Genomic DNA, 24283 nt, shown 5'->3' with positions numbered 1-24283 from the left:
TCCCATGCGCTCGGGAGCGAGGCTCGGCATCGACGTCGGGCGAGCCCGGATCGGCGTCGCCCGGTGCGACGCCGGCGGGCTGCTCGCCGTGCCCGTCGAGACGGTCGCGCGCGACGCCGACGGCGACGCCGACGTCCGCCGCATCCTCGAGCTCGCCGAGGAGTTCGGCGCGATCGAGCTCGTCGTGGGCAATCCGCTCTCGCTGTCGGGCGCGCCGACGGCGTCGACCGACGACGCGGTGGCCTTCGCCGGGCGGCTCGCGGCGGCCGGCGCGGCGGTGCGACTCGTCGACGAACGGCTCTCGACCGTGAGCGCGCAGCAGGCCCTGCGGGCGTCGGGGAAGTCGAGTCGCAGCCAGCGTCCCATCGTCGACCAAGTCGCAGCCGTTATCATTCTGCAACACGCCATCGACACGGAACGGGCGTCGGGCACCGAGCCCGGCCGCCTCGTCACGACAGACGAAGGGTCGTCCCCCCTGTGACCCACCTTCCCCACGAGCCGCGCGGCTCCGCGCCGGGCGATGCCACGGACTGGCACGCGCTGCTCGCCGGAGAGACCCCCGACGCCGCCGGCGGCGCGGCCGCCGGTTCGACCCCGCTCTCGCGCTCCGGTGGAGCGGCCGGCCAGCCGATGACCCGCCGCGAGGCGCGCGAGGCGGAACGGCGGGCACTCGAGGAGCCCGAGCCCGAGGTGTACGAGCCGCGCAAGCCGTCACGCGCCGAACGGCGCGCCGCCGCGGCACCCGACTACCACGACCACGACCCCGAGCACGCCCGCACCCGGCGACGCGGGCCGTGGGGATGCCTCGTGGGGCTCCTCGTCGTCGCCGCGCTCGCGGTCGGCGCCTTCTTCTTCCTGCAGGGTCCCATCAACGCGGTCATCGAGCGGTTCACGCCGGCGGCCGACTACACGGGATCGGGGACCGGTGAGGTCATGTTCGTGATCCACGCCGGCGACACCGGCTCGGACGTCGCCGAGAACCTCGTCGACGCCGGCGTGACCGCCTCGTACGACGCCTTCTACGACCTCCTGCTGGAGCAGCCGACGGACCCCGAGTTCCACCCCGGCGCCTACACGCTCGCCGAGGAGATGAGCGCGCAGGCCGCCCTCGACGCCCTCATGGACCCGGCGAACAAGCTCGAGAACACGTTGCTCATCACGGAGGGCACCTGGGCGAAGGACGCCCTCGCCGAGGCTTCGGCGGTGCTGCAGCTCCCCATCGAGGAACTCGAGGCCGCGGCCGCGAACCCGCAGGCGCTCGGCCTGCCGGCCGGGGCCACGAGCGTCGAGGGCTTCCTGTTCCCGGCGACCTACACGTTCAATCCCGGTGTCACCGCCCAGGAGGTCGTGCAGACGATGGTCGCCCAGGGCATCGCCGCCTACGACGAGGCGGGCGTCGCACCCGACGACCGGCTCCGCGTCGCCACGATCGCGTCGCTCATCCAGCGCGAGGGCCTGCCGCAGGACTTCACCAAGGTCTCGCGGGTGATCCAGAACCGCCTCGACCAGGGGATGCTGCTGCAGTTCGACTCGACCGTGCACTACGGCACGGGCGACAACTCGGTCGTCACGACCACCGACGCGGAACGCGCCGACGCGAGCAATCCCTACAACACCTACGTGCACGCGGGACTGCCGCCCGGCCCGATCGGCAACCCCGGCGCCGAGGCGATCCAGGCCGCACTGAACCCCGCCGACGGACCCTGGCTGTACTTCGTGACGGTGAATCCCGAGACCGGCGAGACCGTGTTCTCGACGACCATCGAGGAGCACGAGGCCGCGGCCGAGCAGTTCTACCAGTGGCTCGAGGATCACCCCGACTATGGCCAGTGACCGGCTCCGCCTCGCGGTGCTGGGATCGCCGATCGCGCACTCGAAGAGCCCCGCGCTGCATCGCGCCGCGTACGACCTGCTCGGCCTCGACTGGGAGTACACCGCGATCGAGCTCGACGGCGCCGGGCTGCGCGAGTTCCTCGACACCCGCGACGCGTCGTGGCGCGGGCTCTCGCTCACGATGCCGCTCAAGCAGGACGTGCTGCCGCTGCTCGACGAGGTCGACGAGCTCGCGACGCTGACGAACGCCGCGAACACGGTGCTGCTCGCCGACGGCGTGCGCCGCGGGTTCAACACCGACGTCGGCGGCATCGTGCGTGCCCTCCGCGAGGCCGGCTGCGACCGGATCCGCCACGGCGTCCTCGTCGGCGGGGGAGCGACCGCGGCATCCGCCCTCGCGGCCATGGCCGAGCTCGGCGCCGCGAGCGTGCAGGTGCTGCTGCGGCGGCCCGAGGCGGGGGAGTCCGTCGTCGACCTCGGCGCGCGGCTCGGGCTGGCCGTCGAGGTGCGTCCGATCGCCGACCTCGCGACCCTCGAGGAGGCCGACCTCGTGGTGAGCACACTGCCCGGCGGCGCGGACCCGGGCGCCGAGGCATCCGCCGCCCTGCGCCGCGCGACCCTGTTCGACGTGGCCTACGCGCCGTGGCCCACCCGGCTCGTGTCGCAGTGGCTGGAGGCCGGCGGCACGGTCGTGCACGGGCTCGAGATGCTGCTGCACCAGGCCGTGCTGCAGGTGCGGATCTTCACGTCGGGCGACCCGTTCCAGGCGCTGCCCGACGAGGCGGCCGTGCTCGACGTCATGCGCCGCTCGCTCTGATCGGGCTGTGGAAGGATGGAGTCCATGCTCCGTTGGCTCACTGCCGGAGAGTCGCACGGCCCTGAGCTCGTCGCGATCCTCGAGGGTCTTCCCGCCGGTATCCCCGTCTCGCTCGACGCCATCCGCGCCGACCTCGCGCGCCGCAAGCTCGGCTACGGCCGCGGCGCCCGCATGAAGTTCGAGCAGGACGAGCTCGCGATCTCGGGCGGCGTGCGCCACGGCGAGTCGCTCGGCAGCCCGATCGCGCTGCGCATCGGCAACACCGAGTGGCCGAAGTGGCAGGAGGTCATGAGCCCCGAGCCGATCGACCCCGAGAAGCTCGGGCGCGGCCGGGGCGCGCCGCTGACCCGCCCGCGCCCCGGTCACGCCGACCTCGTCGGCATGCAGAAGTACGACTTCGACGAGGCCCGCCCGGTGCTCGAGCGGGCGAGCGCCCGCGAGACCGCGGCGCGCGTCGCCCTCGGCGCGGTCGCCCGCGGGTTCCTCGGGGAGCTCGGCATCCGCCTCGTGTCGCACACGATCGCCATCGGCCCGGTGCGCGTGCCCGAGGACCGCCCGCTGCCCGTGCCCGACGACGTCGACCGCCTCGACGCAGACCCGCTGCGCTGCTTCGACGAGGAGACCTCGTCGCGCATGGTGGCCGAGGTCGACTCCGCGCACAAGGACGGCGACACGCTCGGCGGCGTCGTCGAGGTGCTGGCCTACGGGGTCCCGCCCGGGCTCGGCTCCTACGTGCACTGGGACCGTCGCCTCGACGCGCAGCTCGCCGCCGCCCTCATGGGCATCCAGGCGATCAAGGGGGTCGAGGTCGGCGACGGCTTCACCACCACGACCCGGCGCGGCTCCGCGGCGCACGACGAGCTGCACCTGAGCGACGGGCGCATCGTGCGCGCCAGCGATCGTGCGGGCGGCACCGAGGGCGGCATGTCGACCGGCACCGTGCTGCGCGTGCGCGCGGGCATGAAGCCCATCGCCACCGTGCCGCGCGCGCTGCCGACCATCGACGTCGCGACCGGCGAGGCGGCGCCCGCGCACCACCAGCGCTCCGACGTCTGCGCCGTGCCTGCCGCGGGCGTCGTCGCCGAGGCCATGGTCGCGCTCACCCTCGCGAACGCCGTGCTCGAGAAGTTCGGCGGCGACTCCGTCGGCGAGACGCGCCGCAACCTCGAGTCCTACCTCGCGTCCATCCCCGAAGCGCTCCGCACCGAGATCGCCTCGGCGGACACCGCCGCCGATCGTGTCTGAGGGCGCCCGCGTCAGCCTGCCCATCGTGCTCATCGGCCCGATGGGCTCCGGCAAGTCGCGCGTCGGGCATCGGCTCGCGGCATCCGCCGGCGCGCCGTTCATCGACACCGACCAGCGCATCGTGGAGCGGTACGGCCCGATCGAGGAGATCTTCGAGCGCGAGGGCGAGGAGTACTTCCGCATCATCGAGCGCGTGGTCGTCGCCGAGGCGCTGCACGAGGAGGCGGTGATCTCGCTCGGGGGCGGCGCCGTGCTGCACCCCGACACGCGCGCCGACCTCGCCGACCTGCAGGTGGTGTGGCTGCGCGTCAGCCCCGAGGCGGTCGCCCCGCGGCTCGCGGGCGGCAACCGCCCGCTCATCGCGGCGGGCGGGATCGGCGCCTGGACGGCCATCCTCGAGGAGCGCGCGCCCATCTACGCGGAGCTCGCCGACCTCGACATCGACACGTCGCGCCGCTCGGTCGCACGCATCGTCGACGACATCACCGGGCGCTTCGGAGGAGCAGCATGACGGCAGGCGAGACGCGCACGGCGATCCGGGTGGGCGGCGACGCGGGATACGACGTCGTCGTCGGCCGCGGCGTCGTCGCGGAGCTCGGCGATGCGCTCGGCCCGGCCGTGCGCAAGGTGCTCGTCGTGCACGCCCCGACCCTCGGCGCCCGCGCGGCCGAGTTGCGCGAGGAGCTCGGCGACCGCTTCGAGGTGCTGCTCGCCGAGGTGCCCGACGCCGAGGCGGGCAAGCGCATCGAGGTCGCTGCGTTCTGCTGGCAGATCCTCGGGCAGGCGGACTTCACGCGCAGCGACGCGATCGTCGGGCTCGGCGGCGGCGCGATCACCGACCTCGCCGGGTTCGTCGCGGGCACATGGCTGCGCGGCGTCCGCGCCGTGCAGGTGCCCACCACGGTGCTCGGCATGGTCGACGCAGCCGTGGGCGGCAAGACCGGCATCAACACGAACGAGGGCAAGAACCTCGTCGGCGTCTTCCACGCCCCGGCGGCGGTGCTCTGTGACCTCGGGCTGCTCGACACGCTGCCGCGGAACGAGATCCTCGCGGGCTTCGCCGAGATCGTGAAGGCCGGGTTCATCCGGTACCCCGAGATCCTCGACGTCATCGAGGCCGACCCCGACGTCGCGACCGACCCGACGTCGCCCGAGTTCCGCCGAGTCGTCGAGCTCGCCATCCAGATGAAGGCCGACGTGGTCTCCGAGGACTTCACCGAGCAGGGCCTGCGCGAGATCCTCAACTACGGGCACACGCTCGGCCACGCGGTCGAGCACGCCGAGCGCTACCAGTGGCGGCACGGCGCGGCGATCTCGGTCGGCATGGCGTTCGCCGCCGAGCTCGGCCGCCTCTCCGGCCGCCTCTCCGACGAGGTCGCCGACCGGCACAAGCGCGTCCTCGACCTGCTCGGCCTGCCCACGAGCTACCCGGCCGGCCGGTGGAACACGCTCCTCGCGACCATGCAGCGCGACAAGAAGGCGCGCGGGGGTCAGCTCCGGTTCATCGTGCTCGACGACCTCGCCAAGCCGACCGTCATGCAGGCGCCCGACCAGTCGCTGCTGTTCGCCGCGTACCAGGAGATCGGATCCTGAACGGGATCGAGGGCCGCGAAGCCCACGGATGCCGCGCCGCTAGGCTTTCCGCATGACGACGATCCTCGTGCTGAACGGGCCCAACCTCGGCCGCCTCGGCACGCGCGAGCCCGAGGTGTACGGATCGGAGACGCTCGCCGACATCGGCGCGGGCCTCGCGGCATCCGTGCCCGACGACGTCGAGATCGACCTGCGGCAGACCGACGACGAGGCCGAGCTGATCGGCTGGATCCACGAGGCCGTCGATCGCCGCCTGCCGGTGGTGCTCAACCCCGCCGCGTTCACGCACTACAGCTACGCGCTCCGCGACGCCGCGGCGCAGCTGAAGCAGGCGGGCGTGCCGCTCGTCGAGGTGCACTTGTCGAACCCGCACGCGCGCGAGGAGTTCCGTCACACGAGCGTCATCTCGGGCGTGGCGACCGGCGTGATCGCCGGCTTCGGCGCCGATTCCTATCGGCTCGCGGTCGACTGGGTCCTGCGGTCGCTCGGCTGAGTCGACTACACTCGATCAGTCGCACGCGAATCCGGCGTGCCCTCTGACTTCCCACGATCGATCGGAAACACCCACCCATGGCAAGCACCGCGGACATCAAGAACGGCGTCGTCCTGAACATCGACGGCCAGCTCTGGAGCGTCGTCGAGTTCCAGCACGTCAAGCCCGGCAAGGGCGGCGCGTTCGTCCGCACCAAGCTCAAGAACGTCGTGACCGGCAAGGTCGTCGACCGCACCTACAACGCCGGTGCCAAGGTCGACATCGAGAACGTCGACCGCCGCGACTTCACCTACCTCTACAGCGACGGCGACGGCTTCGTGTTCATGGACGCGACCGACTACGACCAGATCACGGTGCCCGCGACGGTCGTCGGCGACGCGAAGAACTTCATGCTCGAGAACCAGGCCGTGACCATCGCCCTGAACAACGGCAACCCGCTCTACGTCGACCTGCCCGCGTCGGTCGTGCTCGAGATCACCTACACCGAGCCGGGCCTGCAGGGCGACCGCTCGACCGGCGGCACCAAGCCGGCGACCGTCGAGACCGGCTACGAGATCCAGGTCCCGCTCTTCCTCGAGACCGGCACCAAGGTCAAGGTCGACACCCGCTCGGGTGAGTACCTCGGCCGCGTGAACGACTAGTGAGCGCCCGCACCAAGGCGCGCAAGCGCGCCCTCGACATGCTGTACTCGGCCGACATGCGCCAGGTTCCCGTCGAGCAGGTGCTTGCCGCCGAGGCCGAGCGCGCCGTCAACGAGCCCGAGCGCCAGGCGTCGTGGCTGTACGCCCGCGAGATCGTCGACGGCATCGTCGACCACCGCGAGGAGATCGACGAGCTCATCACCACGCACTCGCGCGGCTGGACCCTCGAGCGCATGCCGGCGGTCGACCGCGCGCTCCTGCGCATCGGGGTCTGGGAGATCCTCTACAACGACGAGGTGCCCGACCCGGTCGCGATCTCCGAGGCCGTCGAGGCGGCGACCGTGCTGTCGACGGACGACTCGGCCGGCTTCGTGAACGGCCTGCTCGCGGCGATCTCGCACGCGAAGGCCTAGACGCCCGGGCGGGTTCCGTTCCCTTCGACGGATGCCGCGGGCCGCTGCCGTTCGGACGGATCCGCCCACCGCGGCGCGAGCCCGGCGAGGACAGCGGCTTCGAGTCCGAGACCCACGAGGCTGCCGTGCGGCCAGTAGCCCAGCGCGACGGTCGCGAACACGATGACGAGGAGCGTCGATCCGACGAGGAGGCGCTCCCACAGGGGGATGCCGCTGCCCCGCGGCGCAACGGACGCGACGACGAGGCCCCACACGCCGATGGCGAGCAGGGCGAACAGCTCGGCGCCCCAGAGCAGGTGCACCGGGGCATCCGCCGGATGGTTGAGGTAGCTCAGCAGCGTGATGGGCGCCGCGGCGAGCACCAACGCGCCGAGCACGCGTCCGCTCCAGCCGAGTGCCGCGAAGACGGGCCCGGTCGCGAACCAGAGCAGGGCGAACGAGACGGATGCCGCGGCGCCGAACACGAGGTAGGCGTCCGACGAACCCGTGGCCGGGAGCGCCTCGCGCAGTCCCTCGTAGACCGGCATGGCGTCGAGGGCGCGAAGCCACGCGGGTGAACCCGCCCCCGACCAGGCGGCCTGCTGCGGTGGCAGCAGGAAGAACGCCCACGCCGCGGCGATGAGCGCGATGACCACGCTCCACATCCGCGCGGGGTGTCGTCGCATATACCGAACCTAGCGTCGCTCGGAGGGCTGCGGGGTCGCGGCGAGCCGTGCGACGTGCTCGACCACCTCGGCGGGTCCGTCGTGTTCGGCGAGCCGCGCGGCGATGCGTCGCGCCGCATCGCGATACCCCGGGTCGTCGCGGACCCGGCGCCAGGCGCCCAGCACCTGCCGCGGGGTCGGATGCCCCGTGCGGAGGCTGATCCCGGCGCCCGCCGCCCGGACCCGGGCCGCCACCTCCGGCTTGTCGAGGTCGCCGCCGGCGACCACGAGCGGGATGCCGTGCGCCAGCCCGGCGAGCACGCCGCCCCATCCGCCGTTCGTGACGACGACGTCGGTGCGGGGGAGCAGGTCGCCGAACGGCACCACCGGCGCCACGCGCGCGTTGGGCGGGGCGGCGAACGGGAAGCCCGCGGCATCCGCACGGCCGGTCGTGGCGACCACCTGCACGTCCTGCCGCCCGAGCGCCGCGAAGGCCGGCGCCACGAGGTCGTTCGGATCGGTGTTCTGCGTGCCCTGCGTGACGAGGGCGATCGGGCGCGGGTCGGCGAGCAGCTGGTCCCACCACGGCGGAAGCGTGAGTCCCGAGACGCCGGCGGGGGCGAGTGCGCCGACCCAGGCGACCGAGTCGGGCAGGTCGCTCCGCGGCCAGTCGAGCTCGGGGACGCCGGTGGCGCACACGAGCTCGGTCGAGAACCCGGCCTCCGCGAACGGCCGGACGCCCGGCGGGAGGCCGAGGCGCCGTCGCTGCTCGTCGTAGGCGCGCTGCAGGGCGGCGGCGAGGCGCGGCACGATCCGGCGCAGCGCGGCGTCGCGGGCCCGGCCGAGCGGCCCGCGACCCGGGCGCAGCCCGATGCCGACCGGCGGGAGATCGCGGCTCTGGAGTGCGAGCGGCGTGATGGCGACCGTCGCCCAGTGCGTGCCCGTGAGCTCCGAAACCAGCGCGGCGCCGAGGCTCAGCTCGTCGGCCACGATGACGTCCCACGGCCGGTCGGCGTATTCGGCGAGCAGGTCCTGGACCTGGCCTTCGGCCGTGCGCACGAAGAGGTCCTCGACGTTGCGGAGCGTCTGCGCCGGACCTTTGCGCCCGACGAGGCGGGGGAAGGTCGCAGCGACGTCGTGCTCGTCGAAGTCGGGTGCCGCGCGCCATCGCACGACCTCGGCTCCTGCGCGCTCGAACGCGTCGGCGTGCGCGGAGCCCGTGTACGCGCGCACGTCGTGCCCCGCGGCGGTGAACGCCCGAGCGACCTCGGCGAGCGGTGCGACGTGCCCGCGGAAGGGCATCGCCTGGATCATCACGGCGACCATGCCGCTCATTCCAGCACCAGCAGGCCCGGGATCGCCACGTGGAGACCCCGGCACGCTTCGAGGGTTAACCCTCTCCGGATTCCCACGCGAACCCCGATCCGCCGGGGTGGGCCCCACCGGTTCACTGGATATCGCCGCACCGCTGCGCGTCGTTCCCACTCGAATCCACGCTCTGGAAGGAGCACGTTCGTCATGTCCACGATCCCCGCCACCACCCCCGGGCTCCAGCCCATCGGCCCCCGTCCCGTCCCGGTCTCGCGCATCGGCGTGCTCGACCGGCTCGCCGCGCTCGAGGCGATGCTGAAGGCGTTCCTCGAGCGCTGGAGCGTCCCCTCGCTGCGCGTCGCCCTCGGCGCCGTGTTCGTCGCCTTCGGCGTGCTGAAGTTCTTCCCTGGCGTGAGCCCGGTCGAGCCGCTCGTCGAGGCGACCTGGGGCGTGCTCACCTTCGGCCTCGTCGGAGGCCAGCTCGCGCTCGTGCTCACCGCGATCATCGAGACCGTCGCCGGCCTCGCGCTCATCTCGGGCGTGTTCGCGCGCTTCGGCCTCGTGATGCTCGCGATCGCGTTCGTCGGCATCCTCTCACCGCTCGTGTTCTTCCCCGGCGAGCTGTTCGCCGCCACCGGGCCCACGCTGCTCGGCCAGTACGTGCTGAAGAACGTCGTGCTCATCGCGGCCGCCCTCGTGGTCGCCTCGAAGGCGCTCCGCGGGCCGGTCCGGTCCGCACGATGACGGGCATCCGTTCGCACACGCGAAGGGCGGGGCGCATCGCGTCCCGCCCTTCGGCGTATCCGGGGCCGCCGCACGAGCGGCCATCTCCCGGCTGGTAGGCTCGTCGCAAAGGCAACCTTGAAGCCCGTCCTGTGAGGCGGAGAAGGGAGTCCGCATGGCTGTGCGCACCGTGCTGCAGCAGGCTGACATCGATCGGGCGATCACTCGCATCGCCCACGAGATCCTCGAATCCAATCGCGGAGCCGAACGGCTCGTCCTCCTCGGCATCCCGACCCGCGGCGTCGTGCTCGCCGAGCGCCTCGCGGCGATCATCGGCCGCATCGCGGCCTCCGACGTGCCCGCAGGCGCGCTCGACGTGACCATGTACCGCGACGACCTCGACCGGCATCCGGTGCGCGCGCCGCAGCCGACCTGGGTGCCGGCCGGCGGCATCGACGGCGCCACCGTCGTGCTCGTCGACGACGTGCTCTACTCCGGCCGCACCATCCGGGCCGCGTTCGACGCGCTCGCCGACCTCGGCCGCGCGAAGGCCGTGCGACTCGCGGTGCTCGTCGACCGCGGCCACCGCGAGTTCCCGATCCGCGCGGACTTCGTCGGCAAGAACCTGCCGAGCTCCGCGCGCGAGCGCATCAACGTGCACCTGTCCGAGATCGACGGCGACGATGCCGTCACCATCGACGGGGGCGAGGACTGATGCGCCACCTGCTCTCCACGAAGGACCTCGCCCGCGACGAGGCCATCGCGCTGCTCGACATCGCCGAGGACATGGCGGCCGTGCAGGAGCGCGAGATGAAGAAGCTGCCGACCCTGCGCGGCAAGACGGTCGTGAACCTCTTCTTCGAGGACTCGACGCGCACGCGCATCTCGTTCGAGGCGGCCGCGAAGCGCCTCTCGGCCGACGTCATCAACTTCAGCGCGAAGGGCTCGAGCGTCTCGAAGGGCGAGAGCCTGAAGGACACCGCGCAGACCCTCCAGGCGATGGGCGCCGACGGCGTCGTCATCCGCCACCACGCGTCGGGCGCACCGCAGACGCTCGCCACGAGCGGATGGATCGACGCGGGCGTCGTGAACGCCGGCGACGGCACGCACGAGCATCCGACCCAGGCGCTCCTCGACGCGTTCACCATCCGGCGCCGGCTGCACGGCACGGCGTCGCGCGGTCGCGACCTCGAGGGCGTGCGCGTCGTGATCGTCGGCGACATCCTGCACTCGCGCGTCGCCCGCTCGAACGTGTGGCTGCTCGAGACGCTCGGCGCCGAGGTGGAGCTCGTCGGCCCGCCGACGCTGGTGCCGGTCGACACCGCCGGCTGGCCCGCGCGCGTCGGCTACGACCTCGACGCGGCGCTCGCGGGCGAGCCCGACGTCGTCATGATGCTCCGCATCCAGGCGGAGCGCATGCAGGCGGCGTTCTTCCCGAACAGCCGCGAGTACGCCCGGACCTGGGGCCTCGACGACGCCCGGTTCGACCGGCTGCCCCCGACTACGATGGTCATGCACCCCGGCCCGATGAACCGCGGGCTGGAGATCGCCGCCCGTGTCGCCGATTCGGCGCAGTCGACGGTGCGCGAGCAGGTCGCGAACGGAGTATCAGTGAGAATGGCCGCCCTCTACCTCCTGCTGTCCGGCGAACGGGGAGAGGCCTGATGACCGAGCGATTCCTCATCACGAGTGCGACCCTGCCCACGGGCGAACGCGCCGACCTGCTGGTCGCCGAGGGCGTCGTCGCCGAGATCGGCAGCATCGCGGATGCCGCGGGCGCCACGGTGGTCGACGCCGACGGGCTCCTCGCCCTCCCGGGCCTCGTCGACCTGCACACGCACCTGCGCGAGCCCGGCTACGAGCAGAGCGAGACCGTGCTCACCGGAACGCAGGCCGCGGCCGCCGGCGGGTTCACCACGGTCTTCGCCATGGCGAACACCTTCCCCGTGGCCGACACCGCCGGCGTCGTCGAGCAGGAGGCGAGCCTCGGTCGCGCCGCCGGCTACGCCACCGTGCAGCCCATCGGCGCCGTCACCGTGGGCCTCAAGGGCGAGCAGCTCGCCGAGCTCGGCGCCATGGCCCGCTCCCGCGCGAACGTGCGCGTGTTCAGCGACGACGGGTTCTGCGTGTCAGACCCGCTCCTTATGCGCCGGGCGCTCGAGTACGTGAAGGCGTTCGACGGCGTCATCGCCCAGCACGCGCAGGAGCCGCGCCTCACGCAGGGCGCGCAGATGAACGAGGGCGCGCTCTCGGGCGAGCTCGGCCTCGCGGGCTGGCCCGCGGTCGCCGAGGAGTCGATCATCGCGCGCGACGTGCTGCTCGCCGAGCACGTCGGCAGCCGGCTGCACGTGTGCCACGTCTCCACCGCCGGGTCGGTCGAGGTGATCCGCTGGGCGAAGGCCCGCGGCATCGACGTCACCGCCGAGGTCACCCCCCACCACCTGCTGCTCACCGAGGACCTCGTGTCGAGCTACGACCCGCGCTACAAGGTGAACCCGCCCCTCCGCCGCGCCGAGGACGTGGAGGCGCTGCGGGCCGCGCTCGCCGACGGCACCATCGACATCGTCGCCACCGACCACGCGCCGCACCCGGTCGAGGCCAAGGAGAGCGAGTGGGACGCGGCCGCGAACGGCATGGTCGGCCTCGAGTCGGCGCTGTCGGTCGTGCACGCCGCGGTCGTCGAGAACGGCCTGCTGGGCTGGTCGGATGTCGCGCGCGTCCTCTCGGCGACGCCGGCCCGCATCGGGCGGCTCGCCGGCCACGGGCAGGCCATCGCCGCCGGCGCTCCCGCCGAGGTCGTGCTCTACGACCCGGCCGCGGCATCCGAGTTCGGACTCGACCGCCTCGCCGGGCGCAGCGTGAACTCGCCGTACCTGGGGCGCCGGCTGCCGGGCCGCGTGGTCGCCACGTTCCACGCGGGCTACGCGACCGTGCTCGACGGCGCCGTGCGCCCGGCCGACGAGGTGGCGGAGCTCGCCGCCGAGCGGGAGGTCGCGCGTGGGTGAGTTGATCGGCGCCCTGGTCGCGGTCGCGATCATCGCCGTCGTCGCGTGGCTCATGATCCGCTCGTGGCGGCGTCGCACCGTGCGCGACGAGACGCTCTCGGCGTACCCGGTGCCGTCCTCGCTGCCCGCACCGGCGCTCGAGACCGAGGTGCTCTACGTCGCGACCACTCCCGTGGGCCAGCCCCTCGAGCGGCTCGCCGTGCAGGGGCTCGCGTTCCGCGGCGCCGCCCGCATCGAGGTGTCGCCCGACGGCCTGGTGCTCCGGATCGCGGGGGAGCCGCCGACCTGGGTGCCCGCCGATCGCATCGCCGCCGCCGGTGGGGCCACCTACGCCATCGACCGGGGCGTCGAGCCCGAGGGCCTGATCGCGGTCACGTGGATCGCGCACGTCGCCGACCCCGAGCTCGAGGCGCCGCACGTCGACAGCTACCTCAGGGCCCGGTACCCGGGCGACTCGGCGCGCATCATCGCCGCCGTCAACGACATCGCCGCCGCGCACGTCGCGACGCGGCCGGACCAGCAACAGGAGAGCGAGGCCTCGGATGACTGAGACCCTGACCCGCACGAACGACCCCGCCGTGCTCGTGCTCGAGGACGGACGGCGGTACGAGGGACGCGCCTACGGCGCCCGCGGCGTCACGCTCGGCGAGGCGGTCTTCGCGACCGGGATGACGGGCTACCAGGAGACCCTGACCGACCCGTCGTACGCCGGCCAGATCGTGATGATGACCGCGCCGCACATCGGCAACACGGGCATGAACGACGAGGACATGGAGTCCTCGAAGCTGTGGGTGGCGGGCTTCGTCGTGCGCGACCCCTCCCGGGTCGTGTCGAACTTCCGCTCCCAGCGCAGCCTCGACGACGACCTCGAGGCCGCGGGCGTCGTCGGCATCAGCGGCATCGACACCCGCGCGGTCACCCGGCACATCCGCTCGGCGGGCGCCATGCGCGCGGGGATCTTCTCGGGCGACGGCGCGGTGCTCACGCACGGCGAGCAGCTCGAGCTCGTGCTCGGCGGCGCCGAGATGGCGGGCCGCAACCTCTCGGGCACGGTGTCGACGACCGAGTCGTACACGCTGCCCGCGCAGGGCGAGCGGGTCGGTTCCGTCGCCGTGCTCGACCTCGGCGTCAAGACGTCGACGCTCAACTTCCTCGCCGAGCGTGGCTTCGACGTGCATGTCGTGCCCCAGTCGGTCACCGCCGAGGACGTGCTCGCGCTCGAGCCCGACGCGCTGTTCTTCTCGAACGGGCCCGGGGACCCCGGGGCATCCGACCGGCACGTCGACCTGCTGCGCACCACGCTGCGCGAGGGACTGCCGTACTTCGGCATCTGCTTCGGCAACCAGCTGCTCGGGCGCGCGCTGGGCTTCGGCACCTACAAGCTGCCCTTCGGCCACCGCGGCATCAACCAGCCGGTGCTCGACAAGGCGACCGGCCGGGTCGAGATCACGGCCCACAACCACGGCTTCGCCGTCGACGCCCCCATCGACCGCGTGAGCGAGTCGAGCGAGGGCTTCGGCCGCGTCGAGGTGAGCCACTACGACCTCAACGACAACGTCGTGGAGGGGCTGAACTGCCTCGACATCCCCGCGTTCTCGGTGCAGTACCACCCCGAGTCGGCGGCCGGCCCGCACGACGCCAACTACCTCTTCGACCGGTTCCGCGACATGGTGATCGCGAGCAAGGAGCACGACGCCTGATGCCCAAGCGCGACGACATCCAGAGCGTCCTCGTCATCGGGTCCGGCCCGATCGTCATCGGACAGGCCGCAGAGTTCGACTACTCGGGCACCCAGGCGTGCCGCGTGCTGCGCGCCGAGGGCGTGCGCGTCATCCTCGTGAACCCGAACCCGGCCACGATCATGACCGACCCCGGCTTCGCCGACGCGACCTATATCGAGCCGATCACCCCCGAGGTCATCGAGTCGATCATCGTGAAGGAGCGCCCCGACGCGGTGCTGCCGACGCTGGGCGGCCAGACCGCGCTGAACGCGGCGATCGCGCTGCACGACGCGGGCATCCTCGAGAAGCACGGCGTGGAGCTCATCGGCGCGAAGGTCGACGCCATCCGCAAGGGCGAGGACCGGCAGCTGTTCAAGGACCTCGTGATCGAGGCGGGCGCGGATGTCGCGCGCTCCCACGTGGCGAGGACCCTCGACGAGGCGAAGGCGTTCGCCGAGGACCTCGGCTACCCGCTCGTCGTGCGTCCCTCGTTCACCATGGGCGGCCTCGGCTCGGGCTTCGCGTACACCGAGGAGGACCTCGTCCGCATCGTGACGCAGGGCCTGCACGACTCGCCGACCACCGAGGTGCTCCTGGAGGAGTCGATCCTCGGCTGGAAGGAGTACGAGCTCGAGCTCATGCGCGACACCGCCGACAACACGGTCGTGGTCTGCTCGATCGAGAACGTCGACCCGGTCGGCGTGCACACGGGCGACTCGATCACGGTGGCGCCCGCGCTCACCCTCACCGACCGCGAGTACCAGCGCCTGCGCGACATCGGCATCGACATCATCCGCGCCGTCGGCGTGGACACCGGCGGCTGCAACATCCAGTTCGCGGTCGATCCCGAGAACGGCCGGATCATCGTCATCGAGATGAACCCGCGCGTGTCGCGGTCGTCGGCGCTGGCGTCGAAGGCCACGGGCTTCCCGATCGCGAAGATCGCGGCGAAGCTCGCCATCGGCTACCGCCTCGACGAGATCCCGAACGACATCACGCGCGTCACGCCCGCGAGCTTCGAGCCGACGCTCGACTACATCGTCGTGAAGGTGCCGCGGTTCGCGTTCGAGAAGTTCCCGGCCGCCGACCCCACGCTCACGACGACCATGAAGTCCGTCGGCGAGGCCATGGCGATCGGCCGCAACTACGCCACGGCGCTGCAGAAGGCGCTGCGCTCGCTCGAGAAGCGCGGGTCGTCGTTCCACTGGGGCGAGGAGGACCGCTCGGTCGCCGAGCTCGTCGAGGCGAGCCGCACGCCCACCGACGGCCGCATCGTGCTCGTGCAGCAGGCGCTGCGCAAGGGCGCCACGGTCGAGGAGCTCTTCGAGGCGACGAAGATCGACCCCTGGTTCCTCGACCAGATCGTGCTCATCAACGAGGTGGCGCAGGCCGTGGCCGACGCCGAGGCGCTCGACCACGACACGCTGCTGCTCGCGAAGGACCACGGCTTCTCGGACGCGCAGATCGGCCAGCTCCGCGGCTTCGGCGAGGCCGACGCCCGCGAAGTGCGGCACATCCTCGGCATCCGGCCGGTGTACAAGACCGTCGACACGTGCGCAGGGGAGTTCCCGGCGCTCACGCCGTACCACTACTCGAGCTACGACCTCGAGACCGAGGTCGAGCCGAGCGACCGCCGCAAGGTCGTCATCCTCGGCTCGGGCCCGAACCGCATCGGCCAGGGCGTCGAGTTCGACTACTCGTGCGTGCACGCGTCGTTCGCGCTCTCCGAGGCCGGGTTCGAGACGATCATGATCAACTGCAACCCCGAGACGGTCTCGACCGACTACGACACGAGCGACCGCCTCTACTTCGAGCCGCTCACGCTCGAGGACGTGCTCGAGGTCATCCACGCGGAGTCGCAGACCGGCGAGCTCGTGGGCGTCGTCGTGCAGCTCGGCGGCCAGACCGCGCTCGGCCTCGCGAAGGGCCTCGAGGCGGCCGGCGTGCCGATCCTCGGCACGAGCCCCGCCGCGATCGACCTCGCCGAGGAGCGCGGCCTCTTCGCCGGCATCCTCGAGGACGCGGGCCTGCTCGCGCCGCGCAACGGCACCGCGATCGACCTCGCCGGCGCCGTGCACGTGGCCGAGGGCATCGGCTACCCGGTGCTCGTGCGCCCGAGCTACGTGCTCGGCGGACGCGGCATGGAGATCGTCTACGACTCGCCCTCGCTCGCCGACTACTTCGCCCGCATCGAGGGCCAGGGCATCGTCGGGCCGAGCCACCCGCTGCTCGTCGACCGCTTCCTCGACGACGCGATCGAGATCGACGTCGACGCGCTCTACGACGGCACCGACCTCTACATCGGCGGCGTCATGGAGCACATCGAGGAGGCGGGCATCCACTCGGGCGACTCGAGCTGCACCCTGCCGCCCGTCACGCTCGGCCGGGCCGAGATCGACCGCGTGCGCACGGCGACCCGTGCGATCGCGGAGGGCGTCGGCGTGAAGGGCCTGCTCAACGTGCAGTTCGCCATCGGCGCTGGCGTGCTCTACGTGCTCGAGGCCAACCCGCGCGCGAGCCGCACGGTGCCGTTCGTCTCGAAGGCGCTCGGCATCCCGCTCGCGAAGGCGGCGTCGCGCATCATGGTCGGCGCGTCGATCGCCGAGCTCATCGCCGAGGGCATGCTCCCGGCATCCGACGGCTCGAACGTGCCGCTCGACGCGCCCGTCGCCGTCAAGGAGGCCGTGCTGCCGTTCCACCGGTTCCGCACGCGCGAGGGCATCATGGTCGACTCGGTGCTCGGCCCCGAGATGCGCTCGACCGGAGAGGTCATGGGCATCGACCGCGACTTCCCGACCGCGTTCGCGAAGAGCCAGCTCGCGGCTTACGGCGGGATGCCGCTGTCGGGCACGGTCTTCGTCTCGGTCTCCGACCGCGACAAGCGCGCCATCATCCTCCCGGTGCTGCGCCTGCAGCAGCTCGGATACGACATCACGGCGACCGAGGGCACCGCGGAGGTGCTGCGCCGCAACGGCATCCAGGCGCGCGAGGTGCTGAAGTTCAGCGACAAGCCCTCCGCCGACGCGTCGTCCGTCGTCGAGCTCATCCACCGCGGCGAGGTCGACGTGGTCGTGAACACGCCGAGCGGCCGGTCGGCCCGCGCCGACGGCTACGAGATCCGCGCCGCCGCGGTGGCGGCCGACATCCCGCTGTTCACGACCATCGCCGAGCTCTCGGCCGCGGTCGCCTCGCTCGACGCCGTGCGCGGCGGGTTCGAGGTGACGAGCCTGCAGGAGTACGGCGCCCGTCGGGAGGTGCCCGCGTGAGGGCGAACGACGTGACGCCCTTCGGCGAGCGGCTCGAGGCCGTCTTCGCGGCCTACGGGCACCTCTGCCTCGGCCTCGACCCCCATGCGTCGGTGCTCGCCGCGTGGGGCCAGCCCGATTCCGCCGAGGGCGTGCGCGAGCTCGGCCTGCGCGCGATCGAGGCGGCGGCCGGCCGCATCGGCATCGTGAAGCCGCAGGTCGCGTTCTTCGAGCGGCACGGTGCGGCGGGCTACGCGGTGCTCGAGCGGTTGCTCGCCGAGGCGCGCGACGCGGGGCTCCTCGTGATCGCCGACGTGAAGCGCGGCGACATCGGCTCGACCGTCGAGGCCTACGGCGAGGCGTGGCTGCGCCCGGGGTCGAGCCTCGAGGCCGACGCCATGACGATCAGCGCCTACCAGGGACTCGGCTCGATCGAGCAGGTCATGACGTCCGCCGAGGCCGCCGGCAAGGGCCTCTTCGTGCTCGCCGCGACCTCGAACCCCGAGGCCGCCGCGATCCAGCGGGCCGTGCTGCAGCAGTCGAGCCGCGCCGGCTCCACGGTCGCGCAGGCCATCACGCAGGGCGTCATCGGCTGGAACCAGGGCCGCACGGATGCCGCGGAGCGCGCCGTCGGCTCGATCGGCGTCGTGTTCGGCGCCACCACCGACCTCCCGTCGGCCGGCATCGACCTCGACGGCGAGCCGCCGCGCCCCGGCCTGCCCGTGCTGGCGCCCGGCTTCGGCCACCAGGGGGCGGAGCCCCGCGACATCCGGGCCCGCTTCGGCTCGTACGCCGGCGGAGTGGTCGCGAACGAGTCGCGGTCGCTGCTCATGGCGGGACCCGACGGACTGGGCGACGCGCTCGCGCGTCGCGTCGACGAGTACGGAGCGGCGATTGCCTGACACCACCACGACCACGACCGCCACCCCGTCGAGCCCGCCCGAGGTCGACCGCGTCGCGGCGTCCCGTGCCGCCGTCGCCGCGCGCCGGGCCCGGGCCGCGGTGAAGGCCGACATCGCCGACGGCGCGCGCAGCCCGCTCGACGTGCTGCGCGTCGCGTACGAGGCGCCCGAGGGCGTCGAGGGCCGCCTGCGCGTGCCCGAGTTCCTGACCTCGATCCCCGCGATCGGCGCGACGAAGAGCGCGCGCATCATGCAGGACCTCCAGATCGCCACCTCGAAGCGCCTCGGCGGCCTCGGGCGCCTGCAGCGCCGACGGCTGCGCGAGTTCGTCGCCGAGTGGATCGCGTCGCACGGCGGCACGGGCGACCGCCTCGTCGTGCTCGCGGGCCCGACGGCCGTCGGCAAGGGCACGGTGGCCGGCTACATCCGTCGCCATCACCCCGACGTGCGGCTCTCGGTGTCGGCCACGACGCGCGCGCCCCGGCCCGGCGAGGTCGAGGGCGAGCACTACTTCTTCGTCGACGACGCCGAGTTCGACCGCATGGTCGACGCGGGCGAGCTGCTCGAGTGGGCGACCGTCCACAACGCCTTCCGCTACGGTACGCCGCGTCGCGCGGTGGAGCAGGCGATCGCCGCCGGCGACAGCGTGCTGCTCGAGATCGACATCCAGGGCGCCCGCTCGGTGCGCCGCGCGATGCCCGAGGCGACCCTCGTGTTCCTGCTCCCGCCGACGTGGGACGAGCTCGTTCGCCGGCTCGTCGGCCGAGGCACCGAGAGCCCCGCCGAGCAGCAGCGCCGGCTCGAGACCGCGAAGGTCGAGCTCGCGGCGGTCGACGAGTTCGACCACCAGGTGGTGAACCACGACGTCGGCGAGGCCGCGCAAAAGGTCGTAGACTTGATGAGGCCCCGCAAGGGTCGGCGCTGAGCTGCCCGGGCCACGACTTTCCGCGCACCGAGGTGCGCCCGTTCCGTCTGAAGGAGTTCCTCCATGGCTGAGAAGCTGTCCGGCATCATCGATCCGCCCATCGACGACCTGCTCTCGAAGGTCGACTCGAAGTACCAGCTCGTGATCTTCGCGTCGAAGCGCGCTCGCCAGATCAACGACTACTACGCGGACCTGCACGAGGGCAGCCTCTTCGACAACGTCGGGCCGCTCGTCGACTCGTCGATCGACGACAAGCCGTTGTCGGTCGCGCTCCACGAGATCAACGAGGACAAGCTCCGCCTCCGCCCCATCGGCGAGTAGCACGGCACGGATGTCGCCGCTCAACATCGTCGTCGGCATCACCGGCGGCATCGCGGCGTACAAGGCCGTGGGCGTCGTCCGCGCGCTCGTGCTCGCCGGGCACGACGTCCACGTCGTGCCGACCGAGGGCGCGCTCCGCTTCGTCGGCCGTCCGACGCTCGAGGCGATCTCGCGCAACCCGGTGCACACCGACCTCTACGAGGGCGTGGCCGAGGTACGCCACGTCGCCATCGGGCAGGCCGCCGACCTCATCGTGATCGCGCCTGCCACGGCCAACACGATCGCGAAGCTCGCCACGGGCCTCGCCGACGACCTGCTCGGCAACACCGTGCTCGCGAGCGAGGCGCCCGTGGTCATCGCGCCCGCGATGCACACCGAGATGTGGCGGCATCCGGCCACGCAGGCGAACATCGCGACGCTCCTCGCGCGCGGCGTCACCGTCGTCGGGCCGGCCGTCGGCCAGCTCACGGGCGCCGACAGCGGGCCCGGACGCATGGAGGAGCCCGACGTGATCGCAGCCGCCGCGCTCGAGGTCGCCGCGGCATCCGGTCGACGCGACCTCGCCGGCCTGCGTGTCGTCGTGACCGCGGGCGGCACCAGGGAGCCGCTCGATCCCGTGCGGTTCCTCGGCAACCGCTCCAGCGGCAAGCAGGGCGTCGCGATCGCCGAGGCGGCACGGGCCCGCGGCGCCGAGGTGACCCTCATCGCCGCGAACCTCGAGGTGGCCGATCCGGGCGGCTGCGACATCCGCCGCGTGTCGACCGCGCTCGAGCTGCAGGATGCCGTGACCGACGCCGCGCGCGAAGCCGACGTCGTCGTGATGGCCGCTGCGGTCGCCGACTACCGGCCCGCCGACGTGAGCGAGTCGAAGCTCAAGAAGGACGCGAGCGATTCGGGGCTGACACTCGAGCTCGTGCGCAATCCCGACATCCTCGCCGGGCTCGGCCACGCGCCGCACGACGGCACGCTGCTCGTGGGCTTCGCCGCCGAGACCGAGCCCGAAGACGAGGCCCTCCTGGCCCTCGGCCGCGCCAAGCGCGAGGCGAAGGGCGCCGACCTGCTCGTGGTCAATCGCGTGGGCTGGCACGAGGGATTCGCGACCGACGAGAACGCCGTCGTCGTGATCGGACGCGACGGCGAGATCGTCACACGAGCACACGGAACCAAGACAGCAGTGGCCCATGACATCCTCGACGTGGTTGTCTCGATGGCGACGACCACGGCGGTCGCCGCCGACACCACGAAGGAACACGAGCCCACGACATGAGCGCACTCCGACTGTTCACCTCCGAATCCGTCACCGAGGGTCACCCCGACAAGATCTGCGACCAGGTCTCCGACTCGATCCTGGACGCCCTCCTCACCGTCGATCCGCACGCCCGGGTCGCCGTCGAGACGCTGGTCACGACCGGTCTCGTGCACGTGGCGGGCGAGGTCTCGACGACGGGGTACGTGGAGATCCCCGCGATCGTGCGCGACCGCGTGACATCGATCGGATACAACTCGTCGGACGTGTGGTTCGACGGCCGCTCGTGCGGCGTCTCGGTGTCGATCGGCGGGCAGTCGCCCGACATCGCGCAGGGCGTCGACAACGCCTTCGAGGCACGCGAGCGTGCCAGCGACGACGCCCTCGACCGCCAGGGCGCCGGCGACCAGGGCATCATGTTCGGCTACGCCACCCGGGAGACCCGCGAGCTCATGCCCGTGCCGATCTGGCTCGCGCACCGCCTCGCCGAGCGACTCTCCGCGGTGCGCAAGCAGGGCGAGCTCGACTACCTGCGCCCCGACGGCAAGACCCAGGTCACGGTCGGCTACGACGGCCAGGTGCCGCGCACGATCGAGACCGTCGTGCTCTCGACGCAGCACTCGCCGGCCATCTCGACCGAGCAGCTGCGCGCCGAGGTCGAGGAGCTCGTCATCCAGCCGGTGCTCGAGACCGTCGAACTCTCGCGCAACGACCTCTCGGTGCTCATCAACCCGACCGGCCGCTTCGAGATCGGCGGCCCGCAGGGCGACGCGGGCCTCACCGGGCGCAAGATCATCATCGACACGTACGGCGGCGCCAGCCGCCACGGCGGCGGCGCCTTCAGCGGCAAGGACCCGTCGAAGGTCGACCGCTCGGCGGCCTACGCCATGCGATGGGTCGCGAAGAACGCGGTCGCGGCGGGGCTCGCCGATCGGCTCGAGCTGCAGGTCGCGTACGCGATCGGCAAGGCGGCGCCCGTCGGCCTCTACGTCGAGTCGTTCGGCACCGCGCACGTGCCCGACGAGCGCATCATCGGGGCGATCCGCGAGGTGTTCGACCTCCGGCCCGCGGCCATCATCCGCGACCTCGACCTGCTGCGGCCGATCTACGCGAAGACCGCCACCTACGGCCACTTCGGACGCGAGCTGCCCGAGTTCACCTGGGAGCGGCTCGACCGCGTCGACGACCTCCGCAGCGCCGCCGGTCTCTGACGTGCCGGGCGGCGCCGTCGCCAGGGTGCTCGTCGACTCGCCCCTGCCGCAGCTCGACCAGCTCTTCGACTACGCCGTGCCCGAGGGCCTGCGCGAGCGGGCTCGGCCCGGGGTCCGGGTGCGCATGCCGCTGCGCACCGGCGGCCGGATCGCCGACGGCTGGCTCGTCGAGCTCGCCGACACGAGCGAGTACGGCGGCACCCTGAGCGAGCTCGAGGACGTCGTCTCCGAGGTGCCGATGCTCGTGCCCGAGGTGTGGACGCTCGCGCGCGCCGTCGCCGATCGGGCGGCGGGCAACGCGAGCGACATCCTGCGCCTCGCCATCCCCAGCCGGTACGTGCGCGTCGAGCGGTCGTGGCTCGCATCGCCGGGCGAGCCCGGGCCCCTGCCTGAGGCGCCGCCGGCGATCCACGGCGCGCCCGCCGGCCGGGTCGAGACGGGCATCGACCGGGGCGACCGCATGACGCTCGCCGCCGATCCGCGTCCGCTGCGCCTGCCGACGGGGGTGGTCGGCGCGTGGGCCGTCACGCTCGCGCAGGCGGCCGCCCACGCGCTGCGCCGAGACCGCTCGGCGCTGCTCGTCGTGCCCGACTACCGCGACCAGGAGCAGCTCGAGGCGGCGCTCCACGCCCTCGTGGACCCGCGACGCGTGCTGCGCACCGACGCTCGGCAGTCGGGCGGCGACCGCTACCGCGCGTTCCTCGACGCGACGCGCGACGACGCCCGCATCATCGTCGGCAACCGCTCGACCGTGTACGCGCCGGCGGCCCGCTTGGGCTTGATCGCGATCTGGGACGACGGCGACCCGCTGCTGAGCGAGCCGCTCGCCCCGGGCGTGCATCCGCGCGACGCGGCGCTCGTGCGCCAGGAGCAGAGCGGTGCCGCGCTGCTGTTCATGGCGCACACGCGCAGTGTCGAGGTCGAGCGGCTCGTCGGGATCGGGTGGGTCCAGGCGATCGAACCGGCCGCACAGGTGCGCCCGAAGGTCGTGCTCACCGAGCAGCAGGCGAGCCCCGAGCCGGGGTCCGCGCGCATCCCCTCGTCGGCCTGGCGGCAGGCGCAGGAGGCCGTGCGCGAGGGTCCGGTGCTCGTGCAGGTGGCACGCCCGGGCAACGCCCCGCTGCTCACGTGCGACCGCTGCCGGGAGACGGCCCACTGCGCGGCCTGCGGCGGCACGCTCGTGGTGCCGCGTGCGGGCGGCGACCCGCGCTGCGTCCTGTGCGGCACGAGCGCGAGCGGCTGGCGGTGCCCGGTGTGCGACGGCACACGCCTGCGCGCCGCGACCGTGGGGGCGAGCCGCACGGCCGAGGAGCTCGGTCGCGCCTTCCCGCGCGCACGCGTGATCCTCTCCGACGGCGAGCGTCCGGTGTTGCGCGTGGGCGCCGAACCGGCGCTCGTCGTCGCCACGCGCGGCGCGGAGCCCATCGCCGACGGCGGGTATCGCGCCGTCCTCCTGCTCGACGGCGAGCGGATGCTGCTGCGTGAGTCCCTGCGCGTCGCCGAGGACTGCCTGCGGTGGTGGTCGAACGCGGGCGCCCTGGCCGCTCCGGGCGCACCGGTCTTCCTCGTCGGCGTCGGCGGCGCGCTGGCCACGGCGCTCTCGACGTGGCGGCAGCCCGCGTGGGCCGCCACCGAGCTCGCCGCCCGGCGCGCCCTGAGCTTCCCGCCCGCGGTGCGGGTCGCGAGCGTCACTGCCGGGCACGCCGCCGTCACGCGGGCGGTCGACGCCGTGCGCGGGATCGACGGGGTCGACGTGCTCGGACCGGCGCCCACCGGCGACGAGGAGGAGGGCCTGCAGCGGGCGATCGTGCGGTTCGACTACGGCGCGGGCTCCCGCGTCGCGCGCGAGCTGCGGGCGGAGATGATCCGCGTGGCGACCGAGCGGCGCCGGCCCGTGGCCGGGCGGCCCGTGCGGCGACCGCCGGTGCTGCGCGTGCGCTTCGACGATCCCGACGTGCCCTGACGCGAGGGCCGTCGGATCCGCCGTGCACGCC

24 protein-coding genes are annotated in these 24283 nt (G+C 72.8%); 22 read left to right on the top strand and 2 right to left on the bottom strand.

All coding sequences use genetic code 11. The annotated features are described in order from the left end of the window. The first annotated feature begins 4 nt into the window (after nucleotides 1-4). From ruvX to nusB, 9 genes are all read left to right on the top strand, one after another. Nucleotides 5-481, top strand: coding sequence for a Holliday junction resolvase RuvX (gene ruvX / locus ACWEOH_RS16270; RefSeq protein WP_452032730.1), 477 nt, complete (start codon nucleotides 5-7; stop codon nucleotides 479-481). Then, the gene (mltG, locus tag ACWEOH_RS16265; RefSeq protein ID WP_452032728.1) at nucleotides 478-1833 is read left to right on the top strand and encodes an endolytic transglycosylase MltG; all 1356 of its coding nucleotides are present in this window, start codon (nucleotides 478-480) and stop codon (nucleotides 1831-1833) included. The genes ruvX and mltG overlap by 4 nt, the downstream gene beginning before the upstream one ends. Next, nucleotides 1823-2650 carry a shikimate dehydrogenase gene (locus ACWEOH_RS16260; RefSeq protein ID WP_452032726.1) on the top strand — a complete coding sequence of 276 codons (828 nt, stop codon included), beginning with the start codon at nucleotides 1823-1825 and terminating at the stop codon, nucleotides 2648-2650. Before mltG ends, ACWEOH_RS16260 begins: the two co-directional genes overlap by 11 nt. A 24-nt stretch (nucleotides 2651-2674) precedes the next feature. After that, nucleotides 2675-3895, top strand: coding sequence for a chorismate synthase (gene aroC, locus ACWEOH_RS16255; protein WP_452032724.1), 1221 nt, complete (start codon nucleotides 2675-2677; stop codon nucleotides 3893-3895). Continuing rightward, nucleotides 3888-4406: a shikimate kinase gene (locus ACWEOH_RS16250; protein WP_452032722.1), complete on the top strand. Its 519-nt coding sequence runs from the start codon at nucleotides 3888-3890 to the stop codon at nucleotides 4404-4406. Before aroC ends, ACWEOH_RS16250 begins: the two co-directional genes overlap by 8 nt. Next, complete coding sequence (gene aroB, locus ACWEOH_RS16245; protein ID WP_452032720.1) at nucleotides 4403-5488, top strand: 3-dehydroquinate synthase; 1086 nt, start codon at nucleotides 4403-4405, stop codon at nucleotides 5486-5488. The genes ACWEOH_RS16250 and aroB overlap by 4 nt, the downstream gene beginning before the upstream one ends. 52 nt (nucleotides 5489-5540) lie before the next feature. Then, nucleotides 5541-5981 carry a type II 3-dehydroquinate dehydratase gene (locus ACWEOH_RS16240; RefSeq protein ID WP_148734878.1) on the top strand — a complete coding sequence of 147 codons (441 nt, stop codon included), beginning with the start codon at nucleotides 5541-5543 and terminating at the stop codon, nucleotides 5979-5981. 77 nt (nucleotides 5982-6058) lie between these two features. Beyond that, the gene (efp, locus tag ACWEOH_RS16235) at nucleotides 6059-6622 is read left to right on the top strand and encodes an elongation factor P (RefSeq protein WP_452032718.1); all 564 of its coding nucleotides are present in this window, start codon (nucleotides 6059-6061) and stop codon (nucleotides 6620-6622) included. Further along, complete coding sequence (nusB, locus tag ACWEOH_RS16230; RefSeq protein ID WP_148734880.1) at nucleotides 6622-7035, top strand: transcription antitermination factor NusB; 414 nt, start codon at nucleotides 6622-6624, stop codon at nucleotides 7033-7035. Before efp ends, nusB begins: the two co-directional genes overlap by 1 nt. Here nusB and ACWEOH_RS16225 read toward each other — a convergent pair. Both ACWEOH_RS16225 and ACWEOH_RS16220 read right to left on the bottom strand, forming a co-directional pair. Then, nucleotides 7032-7700 (bottom strand): hypothetical protein, encoded by a 669-nt coding sequence (locus ACWEOH_RS16225; protein WP_452032716.1) that lies wholly within the window; start codon nucleotides 7698-7700, stop codon nucleotides 7032-7034. The two genes, nusB and ACWEOH_RS16225, sit on opposite strands and share 4 nt — an antisense overlap. 9 nt (nucleotides 7701-7709) lie before the next feature. Further along, a complete protein-coding gene (locus ACWEOH_RS16220; protein ID WP_452032714.1) occupies nucleotides 7710-9005 on the bottom strand; it encodes a glycosyltransferase in 1296 nt (431 codons plus the stop codon). A 192-nt stretch (nucleotides 9006-9197) separates the two neighbouring features. Between ACWEOH_RS16220 and ACWEOH_RS16215 the strand changes: the two genes are divergently transcribed. The 13 genes from ACWEOH_RS16215 (at nucleotide 9198) to ACWEOH_RS16155 (ending at nucleotide 24252) form a co-directional block, all read left to right on the top strand. Next, nucleotides 9198-9734 carry a DoxX family membrane protein gene (locus tag ACWEOH_RS16215; RefSeq protein WP_452032712.1) on the top strand — a complete coding sequence of 179 codons (537 nt, stop codon included), beginning with the start codon at nucleotides 9198-9200 and terminating at the stop codon, nucleotides 9732-9734. Between the two features lie 154 nt (nucleotides 9735-9888). Next, on the top strand, nucleotides 9889-10428 hold the full coding sequence (gene pyrR / locus ACWEOH_RS16210; RefSeq protein ID WP_452032710.1) for a bifunctional pyr operon transcriptional regulator/uracil phosphoribosyltransferase PyrR: 540 nt from the start codon (nucleotides 9889-9891) through the stop codon (nucleotides 10426-10428). Then, entirely contained in the window at nucleotides 10428-11378 is a 951-nt protein-coding gene (locus tag ACWEOH_RS16205) for an aspartate carbamoyltransferase catalytic subunit (protein WP_452032708.1), read from the top strand. Before pyrR ends, ACWEOH_RS16205 begins: the two co-directional genes overlap by 1 nt. Continuing rightward, the gene (locus tag ACWEOH_RS16200) at nucleotides 11378-12718 is read left to right on the top strand and encodes a dihydroorotase (protein ID WP_452032706.1); all 1341 of its coding nucleotides are present in this window, start codon (nucleotides 11378-11380) and stop codon (nucleotides 12716-12718) included. The genes ACWEOH_RS16205 and ACWEOH_RS16200 overlap by 1 nt, the downstream gene beginning before the upstream one ends. Then, nucleotides 12711-13268 carry a PH-like domain-containing protein gene (locus tag ACWEOH_RS16195; RefSeq protein ID WP_452032704.1) on the top strand — a complete coding sequence of 186 codons (558 nt, stop codon included), beginning with the start codon at nucleotides 12711-12713 and terminating at the stop codon, nucleotides 13266-13268. Before ACWEOH_RS16200 ends, ACWEOH_RS16195 begins: the two co-directional genes overlap by 8 nt. Next, nucleotides 13261-14418 carry a glutamine-hydrolyzing carbamoyl-phosphate synthase small subunit gene (gene carA, locus ACWEOH_RS16190; RefSeq protein ID WP_452032702.1) on the top strand — a complete coding sequence of 386 codons (1158 nt, stop codon included), beginning with the start codon at nucleotides 13261-13263 and terminating at the stop codon, nucleotides 14416-14418. The genes ACWEOH_RS16195 and carA overlap by 8 nt, the downstream gene beginning before the upstream one ends. Continuing rightward, nucleotides 14418-17705, top strand: coding sequence for a carbamoyl-phosphate synthase large subunit (carB, locus tag ACWEOH_RS16185; RefSeq protein WP_452032700.1), 3288 nt, complete (start codon nucleotides 14418-14420; stop codon nucleotides 17703-17705). The genes carA and carB overlap by 1 nt, the downstream gene beginning before the upstream one ends. Beyond that, nucleotides 17702-18586, top strand: coding sequence for an orotidine-5'-phosphate decarboxylase (gene pyrF, locus ACWEOH_RS16180; protein WP_452032698.1), 885 nt, complete (start codon nucleotides 17702-17704; stop codon nucleotides 18584-18586). The genes carB and pyrF overlap by 4 nt, the downstream gene beginning before the upstream one ends. Continuing rightward, nucleotides 18579-19511, top strand: coding sequence for a guanylate kinase (gmk, locus tag ACWEOH_RS16175; RefSeq protein ID WP_452032696.1), 933 nt, complete (start codon nucleotides 18579-18581; stop codon nucleotides 19509-19511). Before pyrF ends, gmk begins: the two co-directional genes overlap by 8 nt. Nucleotides 19512-19574: 63 nt before the next feature. Next, nucleotides 19575-19832, top strand: coding sequence for a DNA-directed RNA polymerase subunit omega (gene rpoZ, locus ACWEOH_RS16170; RefSeq protein ID WP_067947279.1), 258 nt, complete (start codon nucleotides 19575-19577; stop codon nucleotides 19830-19832). A 10-nt stretch (nucleotides 19833-19842) separates the two neighbouring features. Further along, nucleotides 19843-21099, top strand: a complete 1257-nt coding sequence (gene coaBC, locus ACWEOH_RS16165; protein ID WP_452032693.1) for a bifunctional phosphopantothenoylcysteine decarboxylase/phosphopantothenate--cysteine ligase CoaBC — start codon at nucleotides 19843-19845, stop codon at nucleotides 21097-21099. Continuing rightward, nucleotides 21096-22289, top strand: a complete 1194-nt coding sequence (gene metK, locus ACWEOH_RS16160; RefSeq protein ID WP_452032692.1) for a methionine adenosyltransferase — start codon at nucleotides 21096-21098, stop codon at nucleotides 22287-22289. The genes coaBC and metK overlap by 4 nt, the downstream gene beginning before the upstream one ends. A 1-nt stretch (nucleotide 22290) precedes the next feature. Then, entirely contained in the window at nucleotides 22291-24252 is a 1962-nt protein-coding gene (locus ACWEOH_RS16155; protein ID WP_452032690.1) for a primosomal protein N' family DNA-binding protein, read from the top strand. Nucleotides 24253-24283 lie beyond the last annotated feature (31 nt).

This window comes from Agromyces sp. NPDC004153, assembly GCF_053603635.1.
Note: the sequence above shows the minus strand (reverse complement) of the source record. Positions and strands in the feature narration are given on the sequence as shown.